Source organism: Sediminibacillus sp. JSM 1682029, from assembly GCF_041366435.1.
GTDB classification, from domain to species: Bacteria; Bacillota; Bacilli; order Bacillales; family Amphibacillaceae; genus Sediminibacillus; species Sediminibacillus terrae.
Map to the genome: position 1 here is coordinate 66593 of NZ_JBEWYY010000007.1, position 19857 is coordinate 86449.

21 protein-coding genes and 1 riboswitch are annotated in these 19857 nt (G+C 45.0%); of the genes, 5 read left to right on the top strand and 16 right to left on the bottom strand.

The window, feature by feature from the left end; genetic code table 11:
* Nucleotides 1-346: 346 nt before the first annotated feature.
* From thrB to ABVF09_RS12885, 5 genes are all read right to left on the bottom strand, one after another.
* Complete coding sequence (thrB, locus tag ABVF09_RS12865) at nt 347-1243, bottom strand: homoserine kinase (RefSeq protein ID WP_153465281.1); 897 nt, start codon at nt 1241-1243, stop codon at nt 347-349.
* Nucleotides 1240-2301, bottom strand: a complete 1062-nt coding sequence (thrC, locus tag ABVF09_RS12870) for a threonine synthase (RefSeq protein ID WP_026569581.1) — start codon at nt 2299-2301, stop codon at nt 1240-1242. Before thrC ends, thrB begins: the two co-directional genes overlap by 4 nt.
* A 2-nt stretch (nt 2302-2303) precedes the next feature.
* A complete protein-coding gene (locus tag ABVF09_RS12875; protein WP_026569580.1) occupies nt 2304-3599 on the bottom strand; it encodes a homoserine dehydrogenase in 1296 nt (431 codons plus the stop codon).
* Between the two features lie 150 nt (nt 3600-3749).
* The gene (locus ABVF09_RS12880) at nt 3750-4715 is read right to left on the bottom strand and encodes a 2-hydroxyacid dehydrogenase (protein ID WP_153465283.1); all 966 of its coding nucleotides are present in this window, start codon (nt 4713-4715) and stop codon (nt 3750-3752) included.
* A 17-nt stretch (nt 4716-4732) separates the two neighbouring features.
* A complete protein-coding gene (locus tag ABVF09_RS12885; protein WP_051390391.1) occupies nt 4733-5704 on the bottom strand; it encodes a protein kinase family protein in 972 nt (323 codons plus the stop codon).
* A 135-nt stretch (nt 5705-5839) separates the two neighbouring features.
* On the opposite strand from ABVF09_RS12885, the gene ABVF09_RS12890 reads away from it, so the two are divergent.
* Entirely contained in the window at nt 5840-6349 is a 510-nt protein-coding gene (locus ABVF09_RS12890; protein WP_026569578.1) for a phosphatidylglycerophosphatase A family protein, read from the top strand.
* Nucleotides 6350-6602: 253 nt separating this feature from the next.
* Here the strand turns inward: ABVF09_RS12890 and ABVF09_RS12895 are convergent, their stop codons facing one another.
* Both ABVF09_RS12895 and ABVF09_RS12900 read right to left on the bottom strand, forming a co-directional pair.
* Nucleotides 6603-7373, bottom strand: a complete 771-nt coding sequence (locus ABVF09_RS12895; protein WP_026569577.1) for a TIGR01457 family HAD-type hydrolase — start codon at nt 7371-7373, stop codon at nt 6603-6605.
* Between the two features lie 99 nt (nt 7374-7472).
* The gene (locus ABVF09_RS12900) at nt 7473-7910 is read right to left on the bottom strand and encodes a DUF86 domain-containing protein (RefSeq protein WP_153465285.1); all 438 of its coding nucleotides are present in this window, start codon (nt 7908-7910) and stop codon (nt 7473-7475) included.
* Between the two features lie 140 nt (nt 7911-8050).
* Here ABVF09_RS12900 and ABVF09_RS12905 point away from each other — a divergent pair, with 140 nt between their 5' ends.
* On the top strand, nt 8051-8323 hold the full coding sequence (locus ABVF09_RS12905; protein WP_026569575.1) for a DUF3055 domain-containing protein: 273 nt from the start codon (nt 8051-8053) through the stop codon (nt 8321-8323).
* A gap of 84 nt (nt 8324-8407) precedes the next feature.
* Nucleotides 8408-8698, top strand: a complete 291-nt coding sequence (locus ABVF09_RS12910) for a hypothetical protein (protein WP_026569574.1) — start codon at nt 8408-8410, stop codon at nt 8696-8698.
* A gap of 24 nt (nt 8699-8722) precedes the next feature.
* Here the strand turns inward: ABVF09_RS12910 and ABVF09_RS12915 are convergent, their stop codons facing one another.
* Nucleotides 8723-8998: a YutD family protein gene (locus ABVF09_RS12915; RefSeq protein ID WP_026569573.1), complete on the bottom strand. Its 276-nt coding sequence runs from the start codon at nt 8996-8998 to the stop codon at nt 8723-8725.
* A gap of 146 nt (nt 8999-9144) precedes the next feature.
* Here ABVF09_RS12915 and ABVF09_RS12920 point away from each other — a divergent pair, with 146 nt between their 5' ends.
* Both ABVF09_RS12920 and ABVF09_RS12925 read left to right on the top strand, forming a co-directional pair.
* The gene (locus ABVF09_RS12920; RefSeq protein WP_026569572.1) at nt 9145-9759 is read left to right on the top strand and encodes a YhcN/YlaJ family sporulation lipoprotein; all 615 of its coding nucleotides are present in this window, start codon (nt 9145-9147) and stop codon (nt 9757-9759) included.
* A gap of 148 nt (nt 9760-9907) precedes the next feature.
* Complete coding sequence (locus tag ABVF09_RS12925) at nt 9908-10873, top strand: M23 family metallopeptidase (RefSeq protein WP_371069363.1); 966 nt, start codon at nt 9908-9910, stop codon at nt 10871-10873.
* Nucleotides 10874-11028: 155 nt separating this feature from the next.
* Here ABVF09_RS12925 and ABVF09_RS12930 read toward each other — a convergent pair whose 3' ends face one another.
* From ABVF09_RS12930 to ABVF09_RS12965, 8 genes are all read right to left on the bottom strand, one after another.
* Nucleotides 11029-11133, bottom strand: coding sequence for a methionine/alanine import family NSS transporter small subunit (locus ABVF09_RS12930; protein ID WP_152525584.1), 105 nt, complete (start codon nt 11131-11133; stop codon nt 11029-11031).
* On the bottom strand, nt 11133-12650 hold the full coding sequence (locus ABVF09_RS12935) for a sodium-dependent transporter (RefSeq protein WP_026569570.1): 1518 nt from the start codon (nt 12648-12650) through the stop codon (nt 11133-11135). The genes ABVF09_RS12930 and ABVF09_RS12935 overlap by 1 nt, the downstream gene beginning before the upstream one ends.
* A 421-nt stretch (nt 12651-13071) precedes the next feature.
* Nucleotides 13072-14631 carry a Na+/H+ antiporter NhaC family protein gene (locus tag ABVF09_RS12940; protein WP_371069364.1) on the bottom strand — a complete coding sequence of 520 codons (1560 nt, stop codon included), beginning with the start codon at nt 14629-14631 and terminating at the stop codon, nt 13072-13074.
* Between the two features lie 273 nt (nt 14632-14904).
* A riboswitch (Lysine riboswitch) is annotated at nt 14905-15083 on the bottom strand.
* A gap of 54 nt (nt 15084-15137) precedes the next feature.
* Complete coding sequence (gene yunB / locus ABVF09_RS12945) at nt 15138-15923, bottom strand: sporulation protein YunB (RefSeq protein WP_051382219.1); 786 nt, start codon at nt 15921-15923, stop codon at nt 15138-15140.
* A 61-nt stretch (nt 15924-15984) separates the two neighbouring features.
* Nucleotides 15985-17085, bottom strand: a complete 1101-nt coding sequence (locus ABVF09_RS12950; protein ID WP_026569567.1) for an HD-GYP domain-containing protein — start codon at nt 17083-17085, stop codon at nt 15985-15987.
* Nucleotides 17086-17211: 126 nt separating this feature from the next.
* Nucleotides 17212-17535, bottom strand: coding sequence for a YunC family protein (locus ABVF09_RS12955; RefSeq protein WP_371069365.1), 324 nt, complete (start codon nt 17533-17535; stop codon nt 17212-17214).
* A gap of 52 nt (nt 17536-17587) precedes the next feature.
* The gene (locus ABVF09_RS12960; protein WP_153465290.1) at nt 17588-18988 is read right to left on the bottom strand and encodes a bifunctional metallophosphatase/5'-nucleotidase; all 1401 of its coding nucleotides are present in this window, start codon (nt 18986-18988) and stop codon (nt 17588-17590) included.
* A gap of 11 nt (nt 18989-18999) precedes the next feature.
* Nucleotides 19000-19821: a sulfite exporter TauE/SafE family protein gene (locus ABVF09_RS12965; protein ID WP_371069366.1), complete on the bottom strand. Its 822-nt coding sequence runs from the start codon at nt 19819-19821 to the stop codon at nt 19000-19002.
* Nucleotides 19822-19857 lie beyond the last annotated feature (36 nt).

Below are 19857 nucleotides of genomic sequence, written 5' to 3' on the forward strand. Positions count from 1 at the left end.
AACACCTCTTATAAAAAAACGAAGGCAGCTGACCGTATCACAGCACCTTCGTTTTTTATTTGTTCCATTTAACCCATCCCGCATTGCGCGGCAACATCGAACCATCCCCGATGCGGGGGCGCAGTTTATACGTCGCTGTTCAAGGCGTTTTCGCTTTTCTTTGTCTAGCTACAACGCCTATCGACTAGTAAACTTCCTTTGCCTCTGTGCGATAAAGAAGACTTGCCGATTGGTGTAACCAGAGGTTTAGTCGCCCTTATACCCCCTTGGGTGAAAGTCAACATCGTCGCTTTCGCTCCGTGTTTCCTTTATCTCCGACGGCGCAGTCCAGTTTATACGTCGCTGTTCAAGGCGTTTTCGCTTTTCTTACCTCCATGCCATTTGTGTCTACTTGGAGTTTCATCCAATGGCAGGTTTGGAAGTTGTTCTGCCATTCAGCTAGCAGTGATTCCGGTACGTCTTTTTCTGCCAAGGCTATGACAGTGGGGCCCGCACCACTTATGAACAAGCCATAGACCTCTCCTTGCAAGTAAGTCTGTAGTTGTTCAAAATGCGGTACAAGTTTTTTTCGGTAAGGCTGATGGAACAAATCCTTTTTCATCAAACTGCCGAGCAGCGGCCAATTTTGCTGGCAAATGGCTGCCACACTGACATTTGCTATACTGCTGGCATGGACACTTGTCTGAAAGGAGAGCTCTTTGGGCAGTACTGCCCGCGCAGCTTTTGTTTTCAACTCAAATTCAGGAATCATTGCGATTAGTGATACATTTTCAAACGGGAGCTGAACACAGTTTACTTCCTCTTGATAATGCCCAATCACGCATCCCCCGAGCAGAGAAGGGGCTACATTATCTGGATGCCCTTCGATAGCTGTAGCAATAGCCAGCTTTTCTTCTGTTTTCAACTGCAAATCAAGCAGCTGACTGGCCAGCTCTATCCCGGCCAAAGTGGCAGTCGCACTGCTGCCGAGTCCTCTGGCAAGCGGAATCTCGCTCTTTACTTTCACTTGGCATGGAGGTAACTGTGCAAAACCATACTTTCGGGCCACCTTATCAGCAATCTGATAGATGAAATTGTCTTTCCCCGAAGGGAGGTCCTGCAACGTCTTCGAAAGGGGAATGAATTCCCATGCATCGGACTTATTTGCCTCCAGTTCCAAATACAGATTCAGGGCCAAACCGATCGAATCGAAACCTGCACCTAAATTAGAGGTACTGCATGGAATTTTGACGGTGAAATTCATACAAGGACACGGCCTCTGATTTCCCCTGCAATTTTTTCCTGATCATTCGGAAGCACCTTTGGTTTGATGGTGCTATAATCAATAGCAGTGTCGGGGTCTTTCAAACCATTTCCGGTCAAAACTGTCACAATGGTCGATCCCTTTTCCAGCTGGTTGTTTCTGTCGGCTTTGAACAAGCCGGCCACCGAGGCACAGGATGCAGGTTCTGCAAAAATCCCTTCATTGGCAGCGAGCCATTGATAAGCAGCGATCATTTCTTCATCTGTTACTTCGTCAATTGCGCCACCTGATTCGTTACGTGCTTGTACTGCGCCCTTCCAACTGGCCGGATTGCCGATTCTGATTGCAGTTCCTACGGTTTCCGGTTTTTCGAATACGCGGTCATGAACGATTGCAGCCGCTCCACTTGCTTCATACCCCATCATTTTTGGAAGACCGGATCGATGTCTTTCATTAAATTCTTTGAATCCTTTCCAGTAGGCCGTGATATTCCCTGCATTTCCAACAGGTATAAATAAGTAATCCGGAGCTTTTCCAAGCTCTTCACAAACTTCAAAGGCGGCGGTTTTTTGCCCTTCTATCCGATAAGGGTTCACCGAATTCACCAGCGTGACATTTTGTTCCTTGCTTATTTGCCTTACCGCCTTAAGCGCGTCATCAAAATTTCCTTCAATCGAAAACACTTCCGCCCCATACATCACAGCCTGTGCAAGCTTCCCCTGCGCAATTTTCCCTTCCGGAATAACGACGATGCACTTTAAACCAGCTCTTGAGGCAAAGGCTGCAGCAGATGCACTTGTGTTTCCGGTCGATGCGCAAATGACGGCATTCGCTCCTTCTTCCACCGCTTTTGCAATAGCCAGCACCATGCCCCGATCCTTAAAGGAACCGGTAGGATTCGCTCCTTCCACTTTGGCATACACTTGCACAGACAACTGTTCCGATAATTTTTCCAGCTTAATCAGCGGCGTATTCCCCTCTTGCAAACTCACACTGGGCGTGTTTGCATTTACCGGCAAAAAATCCTGATACTGCTTTAACAATCCCTGCCAAGCCATGTTCATTCCTCCCCATCTACTCGATAATAACTAATAAGCCGTTTTACAACATCCAGGTTGTTCAGGCTCTCTAAACTGTTCATCAGCTGTTGTTTACTTGTATGATGGGTGACCATCACGATTTCCGCTGTGTTTTCTGCACTTCCAGGAAGCTGCAGTATTTTTGCAAAACTGATATTCTGATCTGTAAATACATTGGTCAATTCCTGAAAAGTTCCTGCTTGGTCATCCGCCTCCAGCCTGACAAAATAGCGGGAATGTTTTTCGGAATCGTTCTTTAACTTTGTTGTGAACTGGGGTGTGATATACGAATTGCCGCTAATGCCCAGCCTAATGTTCTTTACAGCTTCCATTAAGTCGGAAACCACGGATGTTGCTGTCGGCATACTGCCTGCCCCTGGACCATAAAACATGGTTTCACCGACTGCTTCCCCATGTACATAAACAGCATTGTATTCATTTTTCACAAGAGCCAACGGATGGTCCTGTGGCAGCAATGTAGGTTCGACGCTTACCTCTACCTTCCCTTCGCCCATAGACGCAATCCCGATAAGCTTTACAACATAACCCAACCGTTTGGCAAACACGATATCTTCCTGAGATATCGATGTAATTCCGGTCACCGCAACATCGTCTAAGTGAATATCCATCTTAAAAGCCAAATTCGCCAAGAGCGCCATTTTACGAGCAGCATCCAGCCCCTCTACATCTGCTGTAGGGTCGGACTCTGCAAACCCGAGTTCCTGCGCTTCTTTCAGGACATCGGTGAAAGTTCGCTGTTCGTCGGTCATCTTGGTCAAAATATAATTAGTAGTGCCATTGACGATTCCCATCATCTTTTGAATCCGGTCGGAAGCGAGTCCGTCTGTCAACGAGCGGAGAATCGGAATACCTCCTGCCACGCTTGCTTCATAGAAAATATCACAATCATTTGCTTTCGCTATTTTGTGGAGTTTTTGTCCATATACAGCCATCAAATCTTTATTGGCAGTAATGATATGTTTTTTATGATGCAATGCCTTTTCAAGCAGTTCGTAAGTAGACTCGATTCCTCCCATGACTTCGATGATAATATCGATTTCCTGATCACTGACCAAGTCATCCGGTTCTGTCGTCAACACACCAGCATTCACTTCAATATTTCTAGCCTTTTCCAGCGTATGTACCAGAATTTTCTTTACTTCCAGTTCACAACCGAGCTTATACTTGATTTCTTCCTGGTGGTTTTGCAGAATTTTGATAACTCCTGTGCCGACTGTGCCGAGGCCGCACAGACCGATGCTGATTTTCCCCGTCATTATTCCGCCTCCTCGTGTATGTTATAAATATACATCTGTTTATCTATAGAGGACATTATACCTGTCTCCATCTTGTTTAGCAAGGAGGTTTTTGAATGTTAAGAAAATAATCACTTTAATAGCACCAATCTGCACAGCAGGTCCTATCTGTCAGGATACCGGTGTTTTCGCTTTCTCCCCACTTAGCACCCGTTCGATATTTTCCAGACACAACTCAATCATTCTCTTTCTTGTTTCAGTTGTTGCCGAACCTATATGCGGAAGACAAGTTACCTGTTGCAGCGTTAATAATGGATGTGTGGAATCAATCGGTTCATCTTCAAAAACATCCAGGCCAGCACCAGCTATTTCTTCCTGGATCAATGCCTGATACAATGCTTTCTCATCTACATTTTTCCCACGGGAAGCATTGATAAAGACAGCAGTCTTTTTCATCTTGGAAAATGATTCCTTGTCGAACATATACCTGGTCTCGTCTGTTAAAGGTGCCAGGCAAACAACATAATCAGCCTTCTCTAGAAGGCGGTCGAACTCTGCATAATGGACCCCGAGTGCTTCTTCTGCTTGAAGTTTCCTTGTACGATTATGGTAAAGAACATTCATAGAAAAGCCCTGGGCTCTGCGTGCGACTGCTTCTCCGATTCTTCCCATGCCGATGATTCCCAATGTTTTATGATGAACATCTGTACCGGCCATCAAGAAAGGTGCCCAATTCTTCCATAACCCCTGCTTGATGAAGCTGTCGGCTTCCACAATTCTTCGCGCCGTTGCCAGCAGCAAAGCAAAGGTTAAATCTGCGGTAGTCTCCGTCAATACATCAGGGGTATTACTAACAGTGATTCCCAATTTACGGGCAGCAGCAATATCGATATTGTCGTACCCGACAGCGAGATTTGCGACAATTTTCAAGTTCTCAGCCTGCTCAAGCAGCGAACCGCCCATTGGATCTGAGAGCATGGTGAGTATGGCATCAGCACGTTTGGTTTCTTTTTCCAACGTTTCTCGATTAACCGGTTTCTCCTCATACGGCCACATCTGGATATCAAAGTGACGCTGAAAAGGTGAGATAATTTCTTCCGGTAGTTTACGGGTCACATAGAGATATGGTTTGATCATAATAGTTACATCCTTTCTTACCAATCTAATACAGGGATATGCAATGCTTTTGCATCGAGGCCCAGATCGGCAAAAAAAGTTCTCATTTTCTGCTCGTATTCCGGTTGATTCTCCAACAGCTCTGCGTATCCCTTATAAGTGAATTCGGGGTCGCGACTCGATATTCCTGTTTCGATATAATCGAACAAATGAATTGGCAGCAGCAATCGAGCATAAACCAATCGCCAGCCGAAGATGGAAAGCGGCTTGACAGCCTGATATTCGGAAAGAAATTGTTCTACGCGGTAAAACCCTGAATCTGGTTGCAACAGCATCATGCGGATCTGCTCGGCAATGTCCCTTGCGGCATGATCATAAACAATTTCATCCGGCCAAATCGTTTGTCCTTTCACTTGTCCCCCATATCGTTGAAAGGTGAAGCAGCCCCCATCCCCATCGTCAAAATGCTGTTCGGACTCTGCCTCCTGCAAATATTGAAGGGCATTTTCCGCACACCCGCTCACATACGGGTATGTATCGATGAACAATCGTTGAAATCGGGACACCGGCCGTTCGTTATACTGCTGCTGGAAAATGGAATCAAACAACGCCAGTTTGCTGATCCATAACTGTTTCCATTGTCCGTAGGCAACAGCCTCTGACGGCTGGTAAGGATAATTTCTGCCAAGTTGATGGAACATAGCCAAATCAGCGCCATGGTCTGTATATTCCCGATCTTCGGACAGGTTTGCATACAATACAACGTAAGGTTGACCGCCATATTCGGTGAACAGATCGCCCTGCTTATTCACAATGGGAACTGCCAGACGAGAAAACCCATTTTGAAAAAAGTACTCGCCAACTGCTTTTTGTTCGAAATACCGCTTATCACTTGCTGACTTTGGTATAATAAAGAAACAATCCTTTTCCTGACGGTAGCCTTTCACCCCATCTAGTGTCACTTCACTGCCCTGAAAGCCGTCGGTATATTCGGATAGAAGTTCCAGCATGGATCACTCTCTCCTTTTTGCTTTTAGTTCAGCATATGAAGACTCAGAACAAATTCGAACCTTGTTTTTGATTTATCGATGCTGGCTTAGGGTATAGTAAGGAGTAGAAATAATTATAAGGTTAGGTGTCTTGCTATGGAGAATAATACAAAAAAATCCGCACTAGAACAAAAGGCAAGGTCATGGCTCGTCGATCGTGGAGTTACCATGGATGACATTGCCGATCTTGTTTATTACTTACAAAATAAATATCATGAAAATCTTACCTTGGAGCAATGTAAGCACCATGTAGACCGGGTGCTAAGCAAGCGGGAAATTCAAAACGCCATCCTGACAGGCATCCAGCTGGATGTGCTTGCCGAGCAAAAAAAGTTGGAAGAGCCGCTTCAGCATACAATCGAAATTGACGAAAGTTTGTATGGTGTAGATGAAATCATCGCTTTTTCTATTGTGAATGTGTATGGCTCCATCGGTTTTACAAACTATGGTTATATCGACAAACAAAAGCCGGGTATTTTAAAAAAATTGAATGATAAATCCACTGGAGAATGCCACACATTCCTGGATGACATCGTGGGCGCCATTGCTGCAGCTGCATCAAGCAGGCTGGCACATAGTGCGAACGACGAAAAAGATATCGATTAGATAGAGAAAGACGCCTGAACACATTGTTCAAGCGTCTTTTTATATGGGTTCACTGCTCGGTTATATACGGCCACCAAATGGACAAAAACAGCGACAAGCTAACCTCCTGCATTCATTCGGCGGAAATACCATGTGCTTTACGCGGGCGGCTGGAGGACTTCCTGTTTCTAACGAAGGGGCCTACCCTTTCCCACCTTGGATCGAGGTTCCTCATTTTAACAAATGTCAGGGTCGCTTGGGCTTTTCTTTGTTCTTACAGCTTGTCCAGCCAATCTTTCAACGTTTGCACCGTATAAGTCGGTTGTTCCGCATATCCTTTCAATTGTTCCTCTGATGTCAACCCGGTGAACACCATCAACGTATCAAGACCTGCATTCATTCCTGCCAAAATATCTGTGTCATAATTATCTCCGACCATTAGCGTGTCATCTCGTGATGCGCCCAGCTCTTTTAATGCCTGCTCCATTATCCCGCTCTCGGGCTTTCCGATGACAAGCGGAAGCTTACCAGTACTCGTGGAGACCACGGAAGTGATCGCTCCGTTTCCTGGTACAAGGCCACGTTCTGTCGGAATGGCTATGTCCCCGTTGGTAGAGATGAACTGTGCCCCCTCGCGAACATTCAAGCAAGCTTTTGCCAGTTTTTCATAATTGATATCCCGGTCGATACCGATAACCACATAATCAGCATTTTCACCGGACAGGGTGAGTCCTTCCTGCTCCAACGCTGCCATCAATCCTCCTTCTCCAATGGCAAAAACGGTGGCATCGGGGTTCTCCTGCCGGATATAGGCCGCAGTCGCCATGCTCGAAGTAAACACTTCGCCTTCCTCGGCAGCTATTCCCATGCCATTCAATTTGTCTGCTATCTGTCGCTGGGTCAAGGAAGAATTATTCGTCAAAAACAGATGTGGCAGGTTTCTTTCTTTTACTTTTGCTATGAAAGCCGGAGCATCTTCTATGCACTGCATCCCTTTATACATGGTGCCATCCAAATCGATCAAATAAGCCTGATAGTTTTTCATGGTAGTTCCTCACCTGTCCTTCCTTTTGTTCAGTTTCCATTGCTGTCGGTCCAATGGAAAAAACCCCGCCATTTGGCAAGGATTTTCATCGAACTCGTATCAATTGCCCGAAAATGTATTGGCCACATCCGTTTCATTATCAAGAAAATCATTGATCCTGGAACTGAACATTTCAATCGAAGCATAATTCGTCTTAATCACCCGTAAAATCTCTTCATGGTCGATGTTCAAATAATCCTTTACCAGCATCTTTCTCAATTCGATCACTTGCTTATACCCGTCTGCTTCCTCTGCAGGCAACACTGTTTCATCCACCAGAATGTCGATGATATCGAAAAAACTACCTGGATCACGCATAATAAAACCATCAATGACCATGTTGCCAACATCGAGCATCGATTCAATCACCATATGTGTCATTCTCTCCAAACTGAGTTTTTCCAAAAATGAATCGTAAGTATGTTGGTCGAATTCGGTCATCAATCCATCCATATATAATAAATGACGTTCAATAATACTTCTGTCTACAAAATACAATGACTTGTCCCTCCCGACAACTAATCGATTTTGTCCTTATCATACCATAACTATATCCATACAGGCAGTGGTTTAAAAGCAAAAGGAACTTTGCTATGATGTACAGAGACACAAACGCATTCTTATTAGGAGGAATAACATTGGCGGAAGAACGAATGATCATTAAAGATGAAATCCAGGAAGTAAAAACCCGTTTTATCAGCTTTAAATCGAACCATCAGCGGTTTGATCTGGCACTTGTTCATTCTGAACAATATCAGGGAAAAACAATGGTAATCGATCTGAGCGGAAACCGCTTTACTATAATGGATAAAGAAGACGCGGCCAAAGAAGGAAACCTCGAACATGAGTTTCACCTCACGGAAGTGCGAGCGGAGGAACTGAGACGTTTTCTAACCGAAGTGCTTGATTGAGGAAAGCAGGAAGTTTCTGGAGCAATTCTTTTCGTATATTCACCTCTCCCTTTTGCCAAGCTATCCATAAGGGAGGAACAGTAGATGAAAAAAAAGCAGCGAAAAAAGCAGAAGTATTCTGATGTCTCTACCGTCGAGGACAGGAGAAACTTCCTGGCAGCAGAAGAAGTCCCCGAAGGTGCTTATGGATCACCTATCAACAAATCCGAACCAGTGGAAAATAAAAGCACTCCTTGGCATGAAGAACAGCGGTTTCATAGTGCATTCAACTTCCCGGACAAAGATTTTCATGATGATTTGCCAAGACAGGTGGGACCTGCACATCCGCCTCATGACCATAAAGGTGACGTAGAGCCGCAGGAAGAACAGGAATAGTTCTTCCGCGGCTCTATTCGCGCTTTACTGGTCAATGCGTTTCATGACAAAATAGGCACAGCCAAAATTGCAATACTCATATAGATAATCATCGAGCGTACTTATCTTTGAATCAAAACCCGCTTTGGGATTCTGGTTATCATAAAATCCTTTCAAACGGAGCTGTTCATAGCCCCAATCGCCGACTATAAAATCATATTTGCTTAAAATATCACTGAATCGTTGTTTTATCGCTTCTTCCTGGAAGCCATCCTTCACATTCTCTACTACTTCGTAATTTTTGCCCTCTATTTCGATCATGACATCCACTCCTTAAGCCTGTTAATAGTGTACCACATTTTTTCTTGTAGAAATACATCTCCGTTTTTTCCCAGCATGAAACCGAAAGAAAATCAACAAACTAAAACAAGGGGGAACAACAATCAAAAGTCAGGAGGGTACTCATGATGAATAAACGAAGAAGTTTCCCATTGCTGCTGGCTGCTCTCCTTATGGCTTCCGGATGCGCCACTGGGAACAGAGGGGCCGATCCAGAAGTGGACCGTTCCTTAAACGGTACGGAAGCCGATAATGAGCAAGGGACCGGCACGATGGATGAGAATGACGTCACCTCGAAGCTTGGTTATGTACGATATAAAAAAGATGAACTTGACAGTGATGAAGAAAGCAGACAAATGGTCAGCATCGACCGGAATAAAATGGCCGATACCATCACCAGAATGATTCTTCGCTATGACGGTTTTGAGGAAGCTGCAACACTTGTAACCGACGATGAAGTGCTTATCGCCTATCACAGACCGGAAAACATGGAACGAGAAAAAGCAGCATCCATAGCAAAAAAAACTGCAATGTCTTTAATGCCCGGATACTACGATATCATCGTGTCTGACAAGGATGTATCCTTTCAAGAAATCCAAAGCTTGAAAAATTCTTCGACGCTAGACGACGACTATGAGAATACACTCCGCAGTATCATGGAAAGCATGAAAGAAGCCCCGCAAGGAGAGGGCTGGCCAGAAGCCGATGTAAAGGACCGGGATGACGATGCCATGACAGAATAAAACGGAAACAGACAGGGATGTTCCAACAATGGCTTTGGAGCATCCTTTGCTTTGTGAACTCCTCGAGGATGTATAAGTTTCCAATTGTTTTTCCGGATTACTCGTGCACACTAATACCAGAAAACTTAGAACCGGGGGGTGAATAACCTTGAAATCAAAAACAACTTGCTTTGCCGCATTGTCATTTTTCTTTTTGTTCTTCTCTTCTTCTGTAATAGCTGAAGAAAAGGTACCAGATGAAAAACAGACAAAAATGGCGCTTTTCAAAAAGACACAAGCCATTACACATATCCCTTGGTATTACTTTGCTGCAATTGATCAGTATGAACATAATATTCAAAAAGAAGAAGACAAAGCGGAACGACTCACTTCGATCGATATCCCGGACGAGCTCTGGTTCGGAGTCAGCAATCCCGGCTTTACTTCAGAAGAGCTGATAGCCGTTTCCAACGGCTGGGGGCGTGACGGAGATGGGGATGGATTGGCCGAAAAAAGCAATGATGAAGATGTTTTGTACACAATGGCCCATTGGATAAATCAATTCGGGAACAATAAAGAGGACATCAAAATCTCCCTATGGAACTATTACCAACGTGAATTGACTGTGCAAACGATCATGAGCATTGCAAAAATATACGAAAAGTTCGGTACACTCACCTTGGATAAAACCGATTTCCCCCTCCCCTTGCATGCAAACTATAGCTACCGGAATACATGGGGAGATGCCCGTGGTTTCGGGGGCAGGAGAATCCACGAAGGAACCGACATATTTGCAGGCTACGGAGTACCGGTGAAAGCAACCACTTATGGAGTTGTAGAAATGAAAGGCTGGAATAAATATGGAGGGTGGCGGATCGGGATCCGGGACATCCATAACCATTATCACTACTTCGCTCACCTGAACGGTTACGAGAAAGGGATAAATGTCGGCGATGTCGTGGAACCAGGGACGGTCATCGGTTCAGTGGGAGCAACAGGATATGGGCCACCCGGCACTTCCGGAAAATTCCCACCACATCTTCATTACGGGATGTATAAAGACAACGGCTATAGTGAATGGTCGTTCGATCCATACCCTCATTTAAAAAAATGGGAACGAAACGCCCGAAACTAAATGAATGTGTATAAAGGCTAAGCACTAGAGAAGCCATACTTCGCTAGGGGCCTTGAGATTTTTTGGGATGAATGCTGAAAAGCCGGAAATCCCTTTCCCTGCTCTTTTACAACGAAAACCGCCTCACCGTGTCGGTGAGGCGGTTTATCATGAATTTATTTCGCTTTCGCAACTTTCCTTGCATAAAGAATGCTGGCAATCAATCCGCCCCAGATGACGACAACCCCGATGATTGCCATGGTTATGGCTCCTCCTGACATTATTGAGCCACCTCCTTGTCTTCCGATTCGCTTGATGAAACTTCTGCTGCCCGATCCGGCCATTTTTTCAAGGTTAGCAAGGCACCGGCGAACATCGCCCCGATAGCTACTATCCAACCGTAGTTGAACAAGAAATCGATCGGATAACCGCCATAAGCCTCTGAGACTTCGCCTCTCAGATTCTGCAGCATCATATAGCCTAAAACGATAGGAGTAATGACACCGAGACATACTCTCCACCAAGCCCCTAGCGGGATATCAGAAACAGAATTGGCGTGGCTTTGAAAATCTTTCAAAGACTTTGCAAACCAAGCAATGGCCACTACTTCGAACAAACCAGCAAGGGCTACTCCGTAGTTATTGATGAAATGGTCGACCGTATCAAGCAAATTCAAACCGTCCTTTGTAGCAAAGGCCAATGAAAGAATTGCTGCAAGCCCTCCGCCGAATAAAACAGCTTTGCCGCGTGATACGTTGAATTTCTCCTGAATACCAGCGATATATGTTTCCGAAATGGATATCAACGAAGACAAACCTGCCAGCACAAGCGACGCAAAGAACAAGAATCCGAAAAATCCAGCTCCCGGCATCTGGCTGATGATTTCCGGAAAAACCATAAACGCAAGGCCGACTCCGCCAGTCACTACCTCCGATACTTCCTGACCGGACTGGACTGCCATAAAGCCTAATGCGGCAAATACTCCGATACCAGCCAATAGCTCGAAAGATGAATTGGCGAAACCGGTGATAAATGCATTGTTGGTAATATCAGACTTTTTCGGTAAATAAGAAGCATACGTAATCATGATTGCAAAAGCGATCGACAAACTAAAGAATATTTGGCCATAGGCTGCAACCCATACCTGCCCATCGGCAATTGCCGACCAGTTCGGTTTGAAGAAAGCATCCAACCCTTCCATCGCCCCGTCTAGTGTCACTGCTCTGATAACAATGATCACAAAAATGACCGCCAACGTGGGAATGAAAATCTTGTTTGCTACCTCTATCCCTTTTTTGACCCCTCGGCCCAAGAAAAATAAAGCGACAGCCCACACGGCAATCAATGGCAGCAATACGCTCGGCACCATCGCTCCGAAGCTTCCTGGATCGCCTAATTGCAGGTAGTCTCCGACAAAAAATGCTGTAGCATCTCCACCCCATTGTTGCCCGAAAGAAAAATAAGCATACATAATTGCCCAAGCAATGATAACCGGGTAATAAGTAGAAATGACAAACGATACAGCTACCTGCCACCAGCCAATCCATTCCATCCCTTTACTGATTTTCCCATAAGAACGCGGAGCAGAACCCCGAAATTTATGGCCGATGGTGTATTCCAAAATCAATAGCGGAATTCCGGCAGTCAACAGTGCAAATAAATATGGAAGAAAAAATGCGCCCCCTCCGTTTTCGTATGCTGTAGCCGGGAATCGCCAAATATTTCCCAAACCAATTGCAGATCCCATCGCTGCCAGCAGAAAACCTAATCGTGTTCCCCATTGTGATCGATTTTCCATGTTTGTACCTCCCCTGTTTTTTTAAAACATCCTCTATGTGTAACGAATGTTTTAAATTTTTATTTTTTTCTGATATTTATGATTGTATTATATAGTAGACAAAACCAGAATGTCAAAGGAAGATTTAGGAGAAAGGTTCTGGGCCCTTTTTCCTGTAAGAATATGACAAGTAAGAAAAGGTATGATATTTCTATTACCGAAGACAGCCAATCGACGGTAGCAAGGTGTGCAAGCTCAGCTGGAAAGCGTGATGAACCTTGCACTGCAGAAAGCAAAATGCCTTGCCGGATAGTGCACAGTTCACAAGAGAAGGTTAAATCGGTTTGTATTCTTACAGTGAATGCACAGCAAAACCGAACGATTACACCGTTCGGTTTTGATTTTGGTTCTATGCTTTTTTTATTTCAACTTCTTTGCTCATTCACTTGTGTTGACTGCTTTTTCCGTTTGCTTTGTGTATCAGGATTGCTGTAATCATGATAAGCACCAAAGTAAGCAATAATGCAATCCAGGTCTGGCCTGTTATCCCAAGAATCAAATATCCGATAACTGATGCTGTTGCCGCGATGAATGCATAAGGCAACTGGGTCAGGACATGATCAATATGGTTGGAGCCTGCACCGGTAGAAGAGAGAATCGATGTATCGGAAATCGGTGAACAATGGTCGCCGAACACAGACCCGGCCAACACTGCAGCCATAGCCGGAAGGACAAGTTGCCCATCTGTAAGTGCCGCAATTTCTGCTGCGATCGGCAGCATGATGCCAAAGGTTCCCCAGGATGTTCCTGTAGCCAATGCCATGAAGCCAGCTACAATGAAAATCAAAAATGGCAGGAATGCTGAATTCAAAGAGGTTTGCTGCACGAGGTTTGCCAAGTACTCGCCAGTCGCCAGACTATCTATGATCGAACCGATCATCCATGCCAAAACTAAAATGTAGATGGCAGGAAGCATCGCTTTGATTCCCTCCAGGAATACTTTGCCAATTTTCGTTTTCGATGAGTCCTGCACACTGTATAGGATTGCTGCACCTAGAGCCGCTATAAGCCCTCCCCAAAACAGAGACAGGTTGACGTCCGTATTGGCGAATACGTCCAACACATCTGCCGGACCATCCGTGTTGTCCATGCCGGTTCCGATCATGAATGCGACTGTACCGGCGATCAATAAAAGAATCGGTATGATGAGGTGGTAGATTCTTCCGCTTTCATTGGCTGCAAAGCTTTGTTCCAAGTCGCCTGCAATCTCTCCCCGCTCCGGGTCCGTCAGTTCTCCGGTTTCCATGGCCCGGTTTTCATGGGTTTTCATCAAACCGATATCCACCTTCAACAAAGCCGTCAAAAACACCAGCAAAAGGGCCGCAAAAGCGTACATATTCAATGGAATCATTGCGACAAACGCTTGCAGTGGCCCATAGTCGGTTATTTCATTGGCTGCCAATATACTGCCTAATGTACCGATAATATAAGCTCCCCAACTTGATATCGGCGAGATTACCGTTATCGGAGCAGAAGTCGAATCGATAAAATAAGCGAGCTTCGCACGGGAAATATGATGACGGTCCGTCAACGGACGAGCGATTTGACCTACAGCCAGACTGTTGAAGTAATCATCGATAAAAATGATGACCCCCAATACAGCAGGCATCAACTGAGCCCCTTTTCTTGTTTTTATTTTACGGATCGCCCATTCACCGAAAGCCCTGCTTCCACCTGAAGCGGTCAAAAAAGCTGTGACAATTCCTAACAATAGCAAGAATATCAATAAATATAAGTTCCCGGTGTTTAACGCGCCATCCGCGTAAAAGATGTTTCGGAAAACAAGCCAGATTTCTCCGGCAGTTTGCGAAATCGAAAAATCATGAAGCATGAAAGCTCCGATCAATACACCTGCCCCTAATGACAACAATACTTTTCTTGTGGCCAGTACAAGCACAAGCATCAGCAGGGCAGGAATCAATGAATAAATTGTTCCTTCCATGTTGTACCTCCATTACTGTTTGGTTATGGAAATGAATGGATTGACATGCTGAAGAAAAAAATGAGGAAAACCTGTCTGGTCTCACGCACGGTAAGTCAGAGGGCATCCGGCCGATCGGGTTGTCCGAAAGGAAAAAGCCGGGTGCAGCCTGCCCCCCTTCGACTTGCGGATTATGATAAATTCGCCAACAAGAAATGTGTCTTTAAACAGAAAGAAGCAGTGATAGAAAATAACCTATCACTGCTTCTATAAGCAATTCTGTTATCCTCCATTTCGATCAGTAGCCCTTCATGCTATTCTTTCCAGACATGACAGTACTATCCCTGTTCGAGATAATACCAGCAATAAGGGGTTGACACTCCCTCATACTTCGGCAAACAGGCCTTTCACCATTCTTCCCAGTTATCATCCTCCAAAAGGATACTCATCCTGTCTGCACCTCTACCTCACCGATCTGATAAGGTCTCGCTATTCAATTCCTCGTATATTGTACCAGTGGCTGGCTGCTATTGCAAGGGTTCCATCGGAATCGAGAGCTGCGGCGATTCTCCGCCGCCATTTCCGTTATAATAATATGGAACATCGAAGCTGACCACCCGATCATCGATTTTTATCTTCGAACTGATTTGTGTCGTTTTGGTTTGGAACGGAACAACCACTCGCAGACTGACTTCCATTTCTACATACAGAGCGAAATATACATTATTGATCCCCAGTTCTTCACGTTCCATCACTGGTTCCGACTGAACATCGCCAATCACTTCTATATTGACAGGGATTTCAGGCCCCAAATTTGCCAACAACGGGATTCCCAGCGCTTGGCCGACTGGGATTTGAATCAATGTCGGTTCTTCTTTGACCGATTCGATGGAAGGCTTCTCTTCTGGTTCCAGCTCCACATCAAGCGTGCTTCCCGGGTCCGGAACCTGTCCTTTTTCCAACAGCTTTAAAAAATTTTGCACCCGGTTGGTGGTATTCCGTACCACACGATTGGTTACAACGGAATTCCATCCTACCGAAACCGCATTCCCTTCATTATCGACCTTTTCCTGGATCAATTCATCGTATTCCAAATCATCGGCAATTTTTTTGCTCACTGCTTCATTAATCGCCATTCTGGCATATTGCCGAGCCCTAGTTTCCGCAATATCCATAAGCGTAGGCTCAAGCCCGCGGTTGATTATCAAAATACTGACCAAAGAAGATATTGTAAAAAAGACGATTGTAACCACGAACACATGACGAAACGGAGGCGGTGCCATACGGCCCTTGAAATTCCTGTTTTTTCTCAAAATAAATACCCCCTCAAAAAAACATATGCTTTTTAGCAGGAGGTTAGAATTTTATACTGCATTAACTTTTTGCCAAATCCGCTGCAAAACAAGAGGTTACCATCAGGTTCAAATGTTCAGCAAGATCGATCTCATATGGAACCGTTACTGCGTTGCCGTCTTCCTCCAGGATACGGATCACCGGCCGTTCACAAAGCTGTTGGTTTTGTTTTGCAACGATTCCGGCTCTTCCATCGCTGAGTTCGACCATCAATCCTGTTGGATAAACTGCGATAGTCCGGCGAAAGGCCTCCACCAGTTCTCGATCGAACAGGTCTCCGGCTCCAGCATATAGGACTTCCAGCCCTTCATGTGGAAGCATAGCTTCACGATACACCCTGTTGCTGGTAATGGCATCGAATACGTCCGCTATGCCGATCAATTTGGCATGCGGATGGATGTCACTTTCCGTAAGCCCGCGGGGGTATCCCGTTCCGTTCAATCGTTCATGATGTTGGAAGGCACAGTGAGCTGCGAGCAATGGGATGTTCTGATTATTTCGCAGGAATTCGAAGCCGATATCCGTGTGCCCTTTAATGATTTCAAACTCGGTGTCAGAAAGCTTTCCTTGCTTTTGCAAGATTTCCTGCGGAATGAACATCTTGCCCACATCATGAAGCATTGCCCCAAGACCTATTTCCTCCATTTTCGAACGCGGCATTCCAAGCTCTGTAGCCAAAGCCAGGGAATATATTGTCACATTAAGTGAATGGGAAAACACATAGTTATCGGTCAGGAATACATCCGACAAGATGGAAATGACCTGGTCCGCATGTTGAATCTCATCCAAGAGACTTCCAACCATATCCGTCATTTCATTGCCCGCTTTCTCGAATACAAACGAGTTTTCTCCGAGACCCTGGCTTTGAATAGCTGAAAAAGAATGCTTGATCGTTTGATAGGCTTCCATTCGCAGCTTTTCGGGAATCGGAGGTGAAATGTCGATATCCTCCGTCAACGAATCTTTTATGTGTACGTATGTAATGTTATATTTCAGCAGTCTTTTCAACATCCGTTGTGTAAGACTGACATCTTCTTGAAGCAATATTTGTCCGTTTTCGTTATATACTGCTTTAGCAAGCTTTGTTCCGGGTTCAATTGACTTGGTTGCTGCAATTCTCATATCTATCTCCTAACCGCACCATTTAGAATGAAACAGTTGATTCCCTTGTATAGACAACAAGAAAATCCTCTATATCGAGTATAGAGGATTTATAGGAGAAATCAAACTAAATTTGTAGGAATTTGTCTATTTTTTTCTTTCATCCAGCTCTGCGATTTTCAACAGAGCTTCTTTTCCTGTCATTCCTTCCTGCCAGCCTTTTTCCCTGGAAGCATTCGTCACTTTCTCCAGTGGAGCTTCAAGCAATTGTTCAATTGTTTTGACCCCTACAGCCCGGGCAGCTATCACTTTTCGTTCTGCCAGCTTCTCGCTTAACAAGTCGACGTCAAGAGCGCCGCACATAATATACCCGGTATCATTCGAAACAATCAACAGATTGGTCTTTGGCAATTCCACGCGGATTGCCGTAAAAGGAATATCCTCGATAAACACAGGCTTGATGGAAATCATAAGATGGCCACACTCCCTTCACCATACTATATGGATATCAGGAGCATATGTGTCATTCAGAAGCTACTTTTTTCCTTAACGTATCGGCCAATAAGTCACGCAAAAATTCAGGCATGAAAAACTGCTTGTTCTCCGCTCTTGCGATTTCCGGAAGCAACCGTCCGAAGGTAAACGTATCGGCGGTTGCCACTTTGTACTGTTCATCCACATCCAGAGGCTTGCCGTTTACTTCTACATAATCGACCCGTTCTTGGCCATCTGCCAGCTTGCTCGTTTTCACGATTGCACCGCCAAAGACCATTCGGCCGATTATTTCACCGCGAAAACCGAAACCTTGCAATTTCAATTCCGTAAACTGCTTGGTGAAAGAAGCCCTTATGACTTCCAGCAATTCATCTCCTTGCAACGTGACGAGACAAGGATTGATTGGATGAGGGCAAATCCGGTGAATATCCCCGTAGGTCACATCCCCTTGCTCAAATCTATCCAGCAGAAGTCCGGCATTCAACATGGCACAGTCTGCCCCCGTCCACTCCTTCAACGTCTCGACTAGCTGTTTCATGATAAAGGTTTCTTTGAACCAGCCAAATTCCAGTGGTTTCTCCAAAGTCGTCACTGTTTCCCCGAGTAAGTCATTCGCCTGATCTTGATATGCCATCAGTTTTTGCTCCGTCTCTTCATCCTTTGGAAAATATTCTGTACTGCTCGCGTAAGCTTCTTTTCGAATCAGTTTCCGCTGTACATGATTCCACGTCAAAATCACTTCTCCTACATACTTACCATGTTTACCTGCCGCAGTAAGCAATGTTTCATTTATATACTCTCCATCACGGAATAGGTGATGAGTATGTCCTCCGATAATGACATCGATTTGCGGGTATCGCCTGGCTATTTCCTCATCATCAGTGATACCCAGATGGGAAAGGAGCACAATGATGTCTGCTTGTTTTTCCAGCTGAGGAAGATACTCTTCGATGACGGAAAAAGGATTGGCGACACTCCATCCCAGTAAATGATAGAAATCATTGAACGGTGCAGTCAGTCCAATAAAGCCGATCCGTACGCCCGTTTCCGTAGTGACATAGGAGATTGGCTTCAACCAGTCCGGCTGCAGTCCATCCAGACTGATAAGATTTGCACACAATAATTGAAAGTCGGCCTGATCATATAGATGGAATAAATCATCATGATCGAGCGTGATCCCTTCGTTGTTTCCCAAGGTGGCGAACTGATAACCTGCATCGTTCAATAACTGCACATTGGCTTTTCCCTTCATTGCTTCTGCGATTGGATGGGAGCGATCGACATGATCGCCGATATCAATCATCCAGTATGACTGGCCGTTACGTTCTCTCGCTTCTTTTTCCTCATTGAAGTGACCAATGATTTGCGGCAAGTTCTCAAAGTGACTGTGTAAGTCATTTGTATAATAAAGGAAAATCTTCTCTTCCATCTTAAAGTCTCCTATCCAATACCTTGTAAAATTAATCGAAAACCGATTACCACCAACAATATCCTGAGTATCCATTCCACCGTTTTCCCTTTAAGCAACTGATTGACCTTTGCACCAAGTGTGCCGCCAATCCAGGCACCAGGAATGAACAGCCACACATACTGCCAAGGTACATGCCCCAACACAATATGAGTCGAAGAACTAATCAAGCTTAAAAACAAAATCATGAACATCGAAGTAGCCGTGGCGATATGCGGCGGGAAACCGAATAGAAGAATCATTGCCGGAACGATCAAGGATCCGCCTCCGATTCCAAGCATTCCTGACAACACACCAACAGCAAAAGCGATGGATACTGCAGCAGCCATCGAATACGTATAAGAAAACTTTTCCCCATCGATGAGGACGGTTCTGACTATACCCTTGCTGTGGACCGGCTGACTCACGATAGGTTCTTTCTTTTTGATAAAAAACATAGCTGATAATAACAGCATCAATATTCCCAAGTATAAGGAAAAAGCGTCCTCCGAGACAAACTGATTGAGCCATGAGCCAAGAATGCCGCCTGGAATCGCGCCGGATAAGAAAATCCTGCCGCTGCGATAATCGACTCTGCCTTTCTTCATATAGGATATGCTGGAAGATAGTCCGGTAAAAACCATCACCAGCAACGAAATGCCGACAATATTTTGCGGTGCCGCCCAACTGAAACTATCTAGCAGCTGACTGAGCAGCAACAAGCTCGGAACAAGAATGATCCCTCCTCCCAAACCAGCGATACTCCCGACAAAAGCTGTTAAAAAACCGATTAAAACACTTAAAACGTAAACCACAGTCTGATTCCCTTCTATCTGTTAAAGTTATGTATG

Excerpts from the sequence above, each read along its gene's own strand:
- ABVF09_RS12910 (WP_026569574.1), top strand. The coding sequence starts at position 8,408 with ATGAAAAAAAAGCAGCGAAAAAAGCAGAAGTATTCTGATGTCTCTACC.
- ABVF09_RS12885 (WP_051390391.1), bottom strand. The coding sequence starts at position 5,704 with ATGCTGGAACTTCTATCCGAATATACCGACGGCTTTCAGGGCAGTGAA.
- ABVF09_RS12920 (WP_026569572.1), top strand. The coding sequence starts at position 9,145 with ATGAATAAACGAAGAAGTTTCCCATTGCTGCTGGCTGCTCTCCTTATG.
- ABVF09_RS12880 (WP_153465283.1), bottom strand. The coding sequence starts at position 4,715 with ATGATCAAACCATATCTCTATGTGACCCGTAAACTACCGGAAGAAATT.
- ABVF09_RS12930 (WP_152525584.1), bottom strand. The coding sequence starts at position 11,133 with ATGTCAGGAGGAGCCATAACCATGGCAATCATCGGGGTTGTCGTCATC.
- ABVF09_RS12895 (WP_026569577.1), bottom strand. The coding sequence starts at position 7,373 with ATGAAAAACTATCAGGCTTATTTGATCGATTTGGATGGCACCATGTAT.
- ABVF09_RS12875 (WP_026569580.1), bottom strand. The coding sequence starts at position 3,599 with ATGACGGGGAAAATCAGCATCGGTCTGTGCGGCCTCGGCACAGTCGGC.
- ABVF09_RS12950 (WP_026569567.1), bottom strand. The coding sequence starts at position 17,085 with ATGAGAATTGCAGCAACCAAGTCAATTGAACCCGGAACAAAGCTTGCT.
- ABVF09_RS12955 (WP_371069365.1), bottom strand. The coding sequence starts at position 17,535 with ATGATTTCCATCAAGCCTGTGTTTATCGAGGATATTCCTTTTACGGCA.
- ABVF09_RS12935 (WP_026569570.1), bottom strand. The coding sequence starts at position 12,650 with ATGGAAAATCGATCACAATGGGGAACACGATTAGGTTTTCTGCTGGCA.
- thrB (WP_153465281.1), bottom strand. The coding sequence starts at position 1,243 with ATGAATTTCACCGTCAAAATTCCATGCAGTACCTCTAATTTAGGTGCA.
- ABVF09_RS12915 (WP_026569573.1), bottom strand. The coding sequence starts at position 8,998 with ATGATCGAAATAGAGGGCAAAAATTACGAAGTAGTAGAGAATGTGAAG.
- ABVF09_RS12940 (WP_371069364.1), bottom strand. The coding sequence starts at position 14,631 with ATGGAAGGAACAATTTATTCATTGATTCCTGCCCTGCTGATGCTTGTG.
- ABVF09_RS12890 (WP_026569578.1), top strand. The coding sequence starts at position 5,840 with ATGGAGAATAATACAAAAAAATCCGCACTAGAACAAAAGGCAAGGTCA.
- ABVF09_RS12960 (WP_153465290.1), bottom strand. The coding sequence starts at position 18,988 with ATGGAAGAGAAGATTTTCCTTTATTATACAAATGACTTACACAGTCAC.
- thrC (WP_026569581.1), bottom strand. The coding sequence starts at position 2,301 with ATGGCTTGGCAGGGATTGTTAAAGCAGTATCAGGATTTTTTGCCGGTA.